This window comes from Sporosarcina saromensis (assembly GCF_033253735.1).
GTDB classification, from domain to species: domain Bacteria; phylum Bacillota; class Bacilli; order Bacillales_A; family Planococcaceae; genus Sporosarcina; species Sporosarcina saromensis.
Map to the genome: position 1 here is coordinate 23523 of NZ_JAUBDI010000017.1, position 11767 is coordinate 35289.

Here is an 11767-nt window from a genome sequence, read left to right on the forward strand (position 1 = left end):
CTCATGCTTTTTCATCCCTTATTTATTGCACCGTATACCCGCCATCCAACACAACCGCTTGCCCTGTTATTCCTTTTGCACTGTCACTCGCTAAATACAAAGCAAGATCGGCAATTTCACTTACGTCGAGCAAACGCTTTTGAGGAACTAGCGGATAAATAACTTCTTCTAATACAGACGCCAATGGTACATTCCTGACACTCGCTAAGTCTTCCAACTGATTACGAACGAGAGGCGTATCCACATATCCTGGACAGATCGCATTCACCGTAATTCCGTCAGCTGCTGTTTCCAATGCCGCCACTTTCGTTAAACCAATTACCCCATGTTTGGATGAATTATAAGCTGCTTTGCCTGCAAATCCGACAAGACCGTTAATAGATGCCATGTTCAAGATCCGTCCAAATTGCTGCTTCTTCATATGCGGTAACACCAATTTCGTTGCAACAAACGGAGCAGTTAGCATAATCTTCACAAGCAACTCGAATTTCTCAGTTGGGAAGTCTTCCAGCATCGCTACGTGCTGTAAACCTGCATTATTAATGAGAATATCGATTCTACCAAAATGCTCAATCGCTTCATTTATTGCTTGCTGGATTTCCTCTTCTTTCGTAACATCACACTTTATTCCAATTGCACGTTCACCTAACGTCGATGCGGATGCCTTTACCTTTTCCTCATTCAAATCAGTCAATACGACATGTGCACCTGCTTCAGAAAACGCTTTAGAGATTTCAAATCCTATCCCTTGTGCTGCTCCTGTTATAAAAAGCACTTTATCTTTTACCAATGTAATTCCTCCTCAACCGAACGACCGTGTCTCGACAAGTTTTATTAGATTCCTAATCCGAGTGAAAATAGAACGATTGCGATGATAACACCAATCACCGGAACTATGACTGTCACCGCGCCCATCGCACCATATGCTGCACGATGTGTCTCTCCCGCAATCGATTGAATGGTCGTAACGACGTACCCATTATGCGGCAATGAATCAAGCGCACCTGATGATATCGCAACAACACGGTGAAGGGCTTCTGTATTTACACCCATATCCATGTAATGTGGAGCGATTAACGGCAAAGCGATAACTTGGCCGCCTGAAGCCGAACCTGTCATCCCTGCAATGACCGATACCGCAATTGCAGCACCTATTAGAGGAGACCCAGGAATATTTGTCATAATATCAACTGCACTTTGGAAAGCAGGAACCGCTTTCGCTACACCGCCAAACCCTACAACTGCAGCTGTATTCCCAATTGCAACGATTGCACCGAGAGTACCTGCAGAAATGGCTGCTCCATAGTTTTTTGAGTATTTTCTTCCTACGAAATACGTTGAGATAATTCCGCCTAGCAAGGCGACTATTAAAGCAGACTGCGCCAACTTATCGTGGAAAATGAACGAAATGATTAATACAATCCCTAGAGGAATCATAGACAAAAAAGGATTCGGTAATGCTCGTTCTGTATCAAATGCAGGATCCGTCTTTCTGTCTTCGAAACGCTCTCCCTTATTCACAGCTTTTGTAATCATTCTTTTCAGCCACCAATACCCGAAGAACGCCATGAACAATCCAACGATAATACTTACTTCCCACCCTGCATACGCAGTTGTTCCTAAGTATTCAATTGGAATCCAGTTTTGAATTTCAGGTGAACCTGCAGAAGTCATTGTAAATGTAACCGATCCTAAAGCCAATGTAGCGGGAATAAATCGCCTTGGTAGGTTGGCTTGTTTAAACAAGGAAATTGCCATTGGATACACTGAAAATGCTACGACAAATAGACTCACGCCACCATACGTCAAAATTGCACAAGCCATTACAATTGCCAGTACTGCGTATTTCATCCCTAACTTACTAACAGTCCATTTGGCAACCGCATCCGCAGCACCACTATCTTCCATCACTTTACCAAACACTGCTCCTAATAGGAACATTAAATACCACGATGCAATGAAACTCGTAAACCCCGTCATATAACTAGTTACAAAATTCGCTTCCCCTTCTGCCGCCAATTGAGGAAATAATGACATCCCGCTCATTAATGCCACGAAGAGTGCAGAGATGGGACCCGCAATTAGTATATTCATTCCTCTCATTGTCAACACAATGAGTAAAGCCAAACCTCCAACTAAACCAATCATTCCTAAAACGCCCATACCTCTTATCCCCCAGTCATTTATCTTACCTTACTTCACGTGCACGCTTTCTTTCACACCGTTGACGATCAATTCCGCTTCAGTTGAATCAATGACGTCTTGTACAGAAAATCCTTCGAATACTTCTTTTAAAACCAATCCTTGTTCTGTCACCTCAATGAAAGCTCGTTCAGTGATAATAACATCCACCACTCCTTTTCCAGTTAAAGGTAGTTCGCAAACTTGTTTGATTTTAGGTGTTCCGTCTTTCGCTACATGATCCATAATAACAATGATTTTTTTCGCACCGTGAACAAGATCCATTGCCCCTCCCATTCCTTTAATCATTTTTCCTGGAATCATCCAATTCGCAAGATCACCCGTTTGAGACACTTCCATTGCGCCTAAAATCGCGACATCGATATGTCCTCCCCGAATCATCGCAAATGACTCTGCACTTAAAAAAAATGCTGAGCCTGGAATCGTTGTAATGGTTTCTTTTCCTGCATTGATCAACTCAGGATCCACTTCATCCTTCTCTGGATAAGGGCCGATTCCTAATAAGCCGTTTTCAGACTGCAGGATGACCGTTTTATCTTCTGCGATGAAATTGGCAACGAGCGTCGGCATACCGATGCCTAAATTGACATAGTCGCCATGTTGAATCTCTTTTTCCGCTCGTTTTGCAATTCGTTCTCTATGTGTAAGTTCTCTCAATGATTTCACTCGCTTTCTTATGACGATGTTGTAACGAGACGCTCAATACGCTTTTCTTGTTTTGCTTGAAGGAGTCCTTGCACATAAATGCTTGGCGTATGGATGTGCGCTGGATGCAAGGAGCCTACCTCCACAATGTCTTCAACTTCTGCAATTGTGAATGTCCCTGCAGCTGCCATCATTGGATTAAAATTTTGAGCGGTTTTGTTGTACAGTAAATTGCCTATATGGTCTGCAGTAGCCGCTCTCACTAGCGCGTAGTCAGCAGTGAGTGCTTCCTCCAAGATATACTGTTTACCATTAAATGTACGCACTTCTTTGCCTTCAGCAATTGGCGTCCCAACTCCAGCCGGCGTGTAGAATGCAGGAATTCCTGCACCACCCGCCCGTATTTTTTCAGCCAAAGTACCTTGTGGCGTCAATTCAACTTCAATTTCGCCTGCTAACACTTGACGTTCAAACTCTTTATTTTCGCCTACATATGAACCAATCATCTTTTTGATTTGCTTATTCTTTAATAACAGGCCTAAACCCCAATCATCAACGCCGCAGTTGTTGGAAATGATCGTCAAATCTTTTACACCCGTTTCTACTAACGCAAGAATCAGTTGTTCAGGAATTCCGACCAAACCAAATCCACCAACCATGACGGAAGAACCATCTTTTATTTGTTGTACAGCTTCTCTTGCAGATGGATACACGATTTTCATATCTTCTTCTCCTATCATTTATGTCCAATTTATTAACGGTAAAGCGCTTTCATTCATTAAATCAGATAACAAAAAAACTTGCAAACCTTGTTTTAATAAGGTTTACAAGCTTTACTGACTGTCATTTGTCCGATTTGTCGGAATTAGAATCTACAAATCAATTACAATCAACACTATTTTTTCCGGATAATCGGACAACTTTCCGAAATTACGGAAAATAGGTCATAACTCATATTTTTTTAATTTCTCATAAAATGTACTTTTACTTAAACCTAGGACGGCCGCTGCCTCTCTCTTATTTGTACAAACTTGGAGTGTTTCGCTTAAAATTTTCTTCTCCACTTCTTCTAGTGACTCCGCTAATGTTCTAGAACTTGGTGAATAATAATGAATTTGTTGTTTCACTTGAGGAGGAAGGGCGTCCGGATAGATGGTTTCACCGTTTGTTAAGTAAACAGCTGCTTGAATGACATTTTGCAGTTCACGAATATTGCCTGGCCAGTGATAGGAATGAAGAACACGTAATGTCTCTTCAGCAAACACCATATTTCTTTTTCCAGCTTTACTAATTGCCTCATGAAACATGAAACTCGTAATTTCAGAGAAGTCTTCCATTCGTTCTCGTAACGGTGGAATACGCAGTGTAATCGCTTGAATTCGATAATACAAATCTTTTCGGAATTGGCCTACTTCTATTAACTCGGTTAACGGCTGATTCGTCGAGCAGATAAGACGGATGTTCACCTTTTCTGTTTTATGTGAATGGACCGATTCCACTTCACCATCATTCAACAAGCGTAATAATTTTACTTGTACAGGCAGTGGCAAGCTCCCGATATCATCCAAAAACAACGTTCCACCATTCACAAGATGGATTCTTCCTTGTCTCTCAGTAGACGTTGCTGATCTCCCTTGTCCAAATAATTCAACTTCCAACAAGTCAGCTGGAATGGCAGCACAATTCACTTTAATAAGTGGTTTATCTGAACGGTCCGACAAATAATGGATGCTTTGTGCAAACATTTCTTTCCCAGTACCGCTTTCACCTTGCAATAATACCGGCAAATCGCTTGGCGCAATCATTTGAATCGTTTCTTTTATCGACCGTATCGTTTGTGATGATCCTTTAATGTCACCTAACCGGTATTGGTTCTCCTCTGTTGGCATTGCATGGACATTAATCTTTTCCAATGTTTGTTTGACATGCGAACTGAGATGATGCCAATCGTGCAAGTCGCGGAAAACAACACTGCCGAATGCCCCAACGATTTCACCATTCACTTTGATAGGGATTCGGTTAGCTAACATATACGTGCCCTTTATGTAATGAGCTGATGCAATGTGTTCTTCGCCGGATTGTACAACCTCATGCATTCGTGTGTTTTCAATTACTTCATTGACTGGTTTCCCCATCGCATCCTCTCTTTTAATTTCTAAAAACTTGCAGTAATCCTCGTTTATATAAGTGATGTTAGACTCTTTATCCACAACGACAAACCATTGAAAAGCAGTTTCTAATATTTGTGCTAACACGTATTCTGGTAGATTGATCTTTTCAAGTTTCAAGAAAAACCCTCCATTCCCAAGAGCTATTGTCTACTTTTAGTCGACCCAAATATGCTTCACTCATATCATACACGATAGAGACTCTCTTTTTACAATCCGAACTTAGATGACCTCAAGCCTATACATAGAAAAAGCCATACAAACCAAGTGTTCATTCCTTGAATTTGTATAGCTTTTCCAACATCCTGTATTCAATTAATCACAACGTACATGATTCCCATTGCAGACTTATCTTCGCCGTTAAAATTGCACAGATAGCCTACTCTCTTTTTCATCTTGGATTTCTACTAACTGTTTGTACAATTCATTATGCTTATAGAGCTCTTTATGCGTACCGGCAGCAGATACAGCCCCTCGATCAATAACAATTATCTGATCTGCATCCTTAATGAGATCCATGTCATGGGCAACGATGACAGTCGTTCGATCTTTCATTAATTGTTTTAATGCCTTCACGACTGCATGTTCTGAACGCGCGTCCAAGCTAGCTGTTGCTTCATCAAGTAAAAGAATGGGTGCATTTTTGATGAACGCGCGTGCAATGGCAATCCGTTGTCTTTGGCCACCTGAAAGTTTCGTGCCAAATTCCCCGACTTCTGTTTCAAATCCATCTGGAAACTGTTCGATGAAATCCAATGCGTTTGCTTGAACGGCTGCTTGACGGATATCTTCCTCACTTGCTTCAAATGGCAAACCATACGTGATATTGTCTCGTATCGTCCCAGACAACAATGGACTTGCTTGAGAGACATAAGCAATCGCTTCACGCCACTCATCTATGTGAATGTTCTCCGCTGGCGTATTGCCTATCATAATCCGACCCACACGCGGTTCATAAAAGCGTTCCAGCAAATTAAGAATTGTCGACTTCCCACATCCACTCGGCCCCACTAATGCAGTCACTTTACCTGCCGGAATGGTTACATTCAAGTTGTTCAGGATTGTTCGCTCACTGTAACCGAAAGAGACATTTTGCAGACTCAGATCATTGTGTACGTCATTTGCCATTGACTGTTGCCTTTTCAGCTCTTCGTCTTCACCTTCTACAATGTGAGCAATGTTTTCTGTGGCCCCTCTTGCTTGCTTAAGTGATTGCCACAAAATCCCGTATTTCAAAACGTTGTTATGAATGAAATTTACATACATATAAAAGCCAATTAAACTACTTACGCGTAATTCACCGTTTTGTACGAGTATTCCTCCGTAAATTAGAACGGTTCCGACAACAATTGCTTGCGTGCTTTGCATGAGCGGTTCTGCAAACAAGTCGACAATTGCTCGTTTCTTTTCCGCTGTATAATGTTTTAATAAAACTTCTTCGCCTTGCTCAATTTCTTCCTCTTCTTTTCCGAATGATTTCACAAGACGCATTCTTTGTAGTCTTTCCGCAAAAAAAGCTGTAATTCCTGCGAATCTTGCTTGCACACCGAGTTGCGTTTTTTGCGTGTAATGCCCGACGACAGCAGTAACAATTAACATATATGGGATTACAGGAAGTAGAGCTAGCGTCAATTTAACGTTCATGTTATACATAATGACAATTGATGAAATCAATGTAAATGTCGCGAGAATCGCCGTTTTCAAGTTACGAACCACAACATCTATATACCCCGGGCGGTAATTCGACTAATTAATTGTTGTGACGGTTGTTTATGATAACGAGGTATTGTCATATGCATGAGCTTTGTCCAAACGGTTTTCTGAATATTTCTTTTAGCGATTGGTCCTGCTATCGCACCCATCAATGCCGAACCTGCTGCGAGGATAACACCCGCTACTCCAATTAGGATATAAGTCGTTACAATTTTATTATCAAAGATGTTTCCATCGATAATTTCCATTGTGTATTGAGGTAGGATGAGGCCAATTCCTGCTCCTCCAAACCCGATGACTAAACCGATAATATAGAGTCCCCATGGCAATTTCGACTTTTTAACAAGTCTAAAAAACGGTTTCCATCCGCGCTGATTCTGTTCGTCCATGAAATTTCCTCCTTCTCGTTTACATGATTATTGCGCAGATGGCTTTTGATGCAAGCGGACAAATTCTTGATACAGCTCATTCGTTTGCAAAAGTTGTTCATGCGTTCCTGTCCCATCTACTTTTCCTTCATTAATGAGAATGATTTGATCAGCATCTTTTACATTGGACAAATCATGCGAAATGATAACAGCAGTGCATTGTGACGCTAATTTATCAATCGCTTCTTGTACGAATTTTTCTGCTTTACTATCCAAACTCGCGGTCGCTTCATCTAATAGAAGAATTTCAGCATCCCGCAAAAATGCTCTCGCAATCGCGATTCGCTGCCGTTGTCCTCCAGACAAGTTGGAACCCGCTTCTCCTACATACGTATCAAAACCAAACTCCAATTCTTCAATGAATTGCAGGGCATTTGCCTTCTCAGCCGCTTCAACAATTTCTTGGTCGCTCACTTTACGTTTGACACCATACAACATATTTTCTCGCACAGTTCCTGAAATCATCGAACTGTCTTGGTCAACAACAGAAAACAGATTACGCCAGCTATGAAGTGTGTATTCTGAAACAGGCGTTTCACCAACTTGTATGGAACCTTTTTGAGGGGAGTAAAATTGTTGCAACAATGCCAACACTGTTGATTTACCACTACCACTCGGTCCAACAATTGCCGTCTTTTTACCTTTAGGAATGGTAAAATTCAGTTCAGTAAAAACCTCTTTTTCCCCATAGCCAAACGCGACGTCAGTAAATGTGATATCACCTGTAAGCTTATCCGTTGGAATACCATGGTCGTACTCTTCCAGCTCATTATCCATAAGTTGTGCAATTCGTGTCGTAGCCCCTTGGCTATTTTTCAGTTCAATATACACCATGAAGTAGACACCAATCGTTCCGGAAAGCATGCCGACATACAAGAAGAATCCAACCCATTCTGTCATTTCAATCATGCCAGCTTTTAGTAGATAGACACCATAGCCAATCACGATTAGATTTTGAAGAATCCCTAAAACTCCATTTACCGGGTTTTCAATCCAATTGACAATTGAGCGTTTTAAGTTTGCTTTATAGTAATACTGTAAATTTTGTTGTCCACGCAAATCCTCTTTTGATTCTGTGACAAATGTTTTAATTAACGGTACACTCATTAGCAATTCTGATAAAAACGATGTTAGCTTCGAAAGTCTGTTAAATGTCATTCGATTGACGCGATAGCTCCACTTTCCATAATAAACCGTAAACAGGATATTAATCGGTATGTAAAGTAAAACTGCAACGGACAATCGCCAATCATATGTAAACAAAACTGCAATGACACCAACTGTCGTGTAAACGGTTGCCAAAGTGGACGGCAACCATGTGCCAAGCACTGAACTGATTGTCGCTGAATCTGTTGTGATCCGGCTAATCATCTCAGTCGGTTTTACATTGTCGAACATGCCCATTGGGGATTTCATGAGACGTCTCCAAATTAACGAACGGTAACGGACGTCAATTTTGAAGTTCAGCAAGTTATTCATGTACCGGACGACTCCCCCCATGATCGTCCCTAATACGATAACTGCTACTGCCCCATAAACGACATTTGGTTCAATAACCCCAGTCATTATTTTTGATGAATACCCTGGTAGCATAAGCGTTAGTTGTGCTTGCCCGATCCAAACGGCAATGACGATTAGCATCCATACCCATGGAATTTTCGCTTTAAAGATTAGTTTAAAATAAGATTTCCAAATTCCGCGTTCTTCATCTTGACCTTTCGCAAAGATTGTATCTGTTTTATCAGATTTCGATACCATTTCGGTCCCTCCTTAAAGTACATTCCTATGTATAGAAACGTTTTGCCGCATCTACTTATTTTACTTTTCTGTTAATTCGTTAGATAAAGAACTGGAAAGAACTCGTAAAGGGGAGCACGAGTTCCTTCCTTGCTAAGCTAGCATTCAATTTTTGAAATGAATGCGAGGAATAATTCGCGATCCATGTTCCCTAAACTTGCGATTGGCGGTTTGCCTGGAACAAATAGCATGGTCGTCGGAAATCCGATGACATCATATTTTTTTAATAGCTCGTTCGTTCCACTAAACACATCTTCTATCTCTACATGATAGTTTTTAAAGGCGATTTTTCCCTTATACTCCTCGGCCAATTTCAAACAAACTGGCTCCATGACCGTCCAAGGTTCACAGTCGTCAATTGAGAAGAGTAGAACAACAGGCAAATCGCACTGAAGTACCTCTTTTTCAAAGTTCTCAGGTGTCACATTTGTAAACACTGTCATGAGGACCCTCCATTTAGTAATGACTTACATTCGCTCAATTTCATATGTCGATGTACTAATTTTTAGATTATAGGCAATTAGGCGATTCTACAATAGCAGTTGCACATATCATCCAATCTTGTGCACATACGGTACATTTTTATGTTTATTGCAATTTGAATAAATGGCGTATGAAAAAATTCTTTACTTCACTACATAATGCGGGCGCATCGCAACGTTACACTCTTTAACAGTTTTCTCTTTCTCGTCTCATTTCGCAACATAGAAATCTTGGACCGCTTCTCCATTTCAGTCATCAAGCCAACCAATAGCATGTCCTTTTTAGGGCAAGTACATAGAAATTGGAGCAAAAATACCAAAATGCAAATAAGGCCACTATCTACATACGGTAGCGACTTTTCCATACTTCTCCACCTTATTTTTTTCCCACTTTTTACTTGTATTTTCAAAAAAACATTCGTGGTAAATTGAGATGTACTAAATTATAAGTTTGATTAGTAACAGGAGGAAAAGTAAATGTTTAAGAGTTTTAAGAAGTTTTTTGTTACTAGCTTAGTAGCAATTCTGGCTTTATCTGCCATTGTCCCCTCCGCATCAGCCGCGGAACACCAATTTACCGATGTAAATTCAAATTATGATGAGGCCGTAAGTTTCTTATATGAATTTGATTTAATCAAAGGGAAAACAACTACTTCGTTTGGTACAGATTTAAACCTAACTAGAGGAGATGCTGCGGTCATCTTAGCAAACGTGCTTGGACTAGATGTGGAAAATGCACCTTCCGCTGGTTTTAAAGATTTAAACTCACGTGTCAAAGGTGCAGTAAACGCACTAACAGAAGCAAATATTATTTCTGGAGTTACGAAAGACGAGTTCCGTCCGGATCTTCTACTAAGCCGTGGAGCGATGGCCAAATTCTTGAATCTTGGATTTGGTTTAGGAGATTATGCTAAAACAACACCATTTACAGATGCAGTAGGGGTATTCACACCTCATATTGAAGCTTTATATGGTACAGGAATCACAAACGGGAAGACGCCAACTACATTTGGTACTAATGATAATATCAAACGTGGTGAGTTCGCTAACCTTCTTTACAACACCATCTTGTTTTCCATCTATTTGCCATTTGCTGAATCAGCAACTATTTTGAGTCCAACAACTTTAGAAATTAAAATGGAAGAAGCGGCACCTAAAGAATTAACTGCTGCTGACATTGCTGATATGTTCTACATCGAAGCGTATTTTAAAGATGGTTCAGTAAAGGAATTAGAAAAAGTTGATAGCTCTCTATCTGCAGATCGTATTACATTGACGATTGAATTTTCTGTTAACAGTTCTTTGGAAGGGAAAAAAGGCAAAATTGAAATTGATGGAATAAATGAAATCGATTTTGACTTTACAACACCAGCTGTGCAACCAGTAGAAACTGAATAAAAAATGAAACTCATCCTCCGATAGATCTAGGGGATGAGTTTTCTTGTTTCGGTCATGAAATTCATGACCAGATGTACGATTTGAACGCCAATGTACATCGCCTCACAAATTTTTATCACCTTTCATAATTTAACCGTTAGTTAGCATGAATAGCTGTCACATAAAAAAGCCCGCCATTTATAATTTCAATTACTATTTTCGGCCTATATTGCTCCTCCATTGCTTTTTTCTCAACTTCGTAGCTTTCAGGGCGATGTTCAACGCCTTCATAAAAATACTCGAGCACCCGTTGATCCTTCTTCCAACGATTAGTTGCTTCGTCAATCCATTGATGATCATCCTGCTTGATTAAATCAATAATCATTCCTTCCAGACGGCCTAATGCACGAAGTGGCTTAATCGTATACGGCAAGTTGAATGTATGCGCAGTCATTTCTACATCGAATCCCCTGTTCACTACACTTTCTTGAAAACCATCAATTATTTGCCCTGTCATTAAGTTCATTCCTAACGAAAAAAGGGTTTCTTTCGTTTGGTCGCTGGCGTATGTAACTTTAAAATTCACGCCTAGCCATGGTGTTAAAATTGTTTTTGTCCTGTCGTTAACCCGAACTTTCTCAAAGAGATGTACAATCGAACCTTGCTGCTTAGTCACATTGAATACTTGATTGAGCCGATAGGAACCGAAATGAACAACTTCCCCTCGTACATCTTCACGTACATTTGTCGTATCCGTAATGAATGTGAGTTGTGCTGGACAAGGGACGGCACCCGTTGTCTCAACATATTGCCAGTAAAATGGACGATTCATCATTTTTTTATCCATTTCAATTGTCAATTGAACACGCATAAAATTCCCCGCATCCTCGGTAATCACACATTGGTTTTCTTGGAAAAATCGATGCAAGTATGCATGGATTTGCTGAGGGTACAT

Annotated in this window: 11 protein-coding genes; 1 reads left to right on the top strand and 10 read right to left on the bottom strand. The window is 40.5% G+C overall.

Annotated elements, in window-relative coordinates; all coding sequences use genetic code 11:
• Nucleotides 1-22: 22 nt before the first annotated feature.
• The 9 genes from QT711_RS14810 to QT711_RS14850 all read right to left on the bottom strand — a co-directional run bounded on the left by QT711_RS14810 (nt 23) and on the right by QT711_RS14850 (nt 9396).
• On the bottom strand, nt 23-790 hold the full coding sequence (locus QT711_RS14810; protein ID WP_317945520.1) for a 3-hydroxybutyrate dehydrogenase: 768 nt from the start codon (nt 788-790) through the stop codon (nt 23-25).
• A 44-nt stretch (nt 791-834) separates the two neighbouring features.
• Complete coding sequence (locus QT711_RS14815; protein WP_317945521.1) at nt 835-2163, bottom strand: GntP family permease; 1329 nt, start codon at nt 2161-2163, stop codon at nt 835-837.
• Nucleotides 2164-2193: 30 nt separating this feature from the next.
• Nucleotides 2194-2868 (bottom strand): 3-oxoacid CoA-transferase subunit B, encoded by a 675-nt coding sequence (locus QT711_RS14820; RefSeq protein ID WP_398296214.1) that lies wholly within the window; start codon nt 2866-2868, stop codon nt 2194-2196.
• An 8-nt stretch (nt 2869-2876) separates the two neighbouring features.
• Nucleotides 2877-3569, bottom strand: a complete 693-nt coding sequence (locus QT711_RS14825; RefSeq protein WP_317945522.1) for a CoA transferase subunit A — start codon at nt 3567-3569, stop codon at nt 2877-2879.
• Nucleotides 3570-3791: 222 nt separating this feature from the next.
• On the bottom strand, nt 3792-5135 hold the full coding sequence (locus QT711_RS14830; RefSeq protein ID WP_317945524.1) for a sigma-54 interaction domain-containing protein: 1344 nt from the start codon (nt 5133-5135) through the stop codon (nt 3792-3794).
• A gap of 240 nt (nt 5136-5375) precedes the next feature.
• Complete coding sequence (locus QT711_RS14835) at nt 5376-6731, bottom strand: ABC transporter ATP-binding protein (RefSeq protein WP_317945526.1); 1356 nt, start codon at nt 6729-6731, stop codon at nt 5376-5378.
• Nucleotides 6732-6736: 5 nt separating this feature from the next.
• Nucleotides 6737-7117, bottom strand: a complete 381-nt coding sequence (locus QT711_RS14840) for a 6TM ABC transporter family protein (RefSeq protein WP_317945528.1) — start codon at nt 7115-7117, stop codon at nt 6737-6739.
• Between the two features lie 27 nt (nt 7118-7144).
• Nucleotides 7145-8914: an ABC transporter ATP-binding protein gene (locus QT711_RS14845; RefSeq protein ID WP_317945530.1), complete on the bottom strand. Its 1770-nt coding sequence runs from the start codon at nt 8912-8914 to the stop codon at nt 7145-7147.
• Nucleotides 8915-9051: 137 nt separating this feature from the next.
• Nucleotides 9052-9396 carry a thioredoxin family protein gene (locus QT711_RS14850; RefSeq protein ID WP_317945532.1) on the bottom strand — a complete coding sequence of 115 codons (345 nt, stop codon included), beginning with the start codon at nt 9394-9396 and terminating at the stop codon, nt 9052-9054.
• A gap of 516 nt (nt 9397-9912) precedes the next feature.
• Here QT711_RS14850 and QT711_RS14855 point away from each other — a divergent pair.
• Entirely contained in the window at nt 9913-10833 is a 921-nt protein-coding gene (locus QT711_RS14855) for an S-layer homology domain-containing protein (protein ID WP_317945534.1), read from the top strand.
• Nucleotides 10834-10969: 136 nt separating this feature from the next.
• Here the strand turns inward: QT711_RS14855 and QT711_RS14860 are convergent, their stop codons facing one another.
• Nucleotides 10970-11767 (bottom strand): YqhG family protein, encoded by a 798-nt coding sequence (locus QT711_RS14860; RefSeq protein WP_317945536.1) that lies wholly within the window; start codon nt 11765-11767, stop codon nt 10970-10972.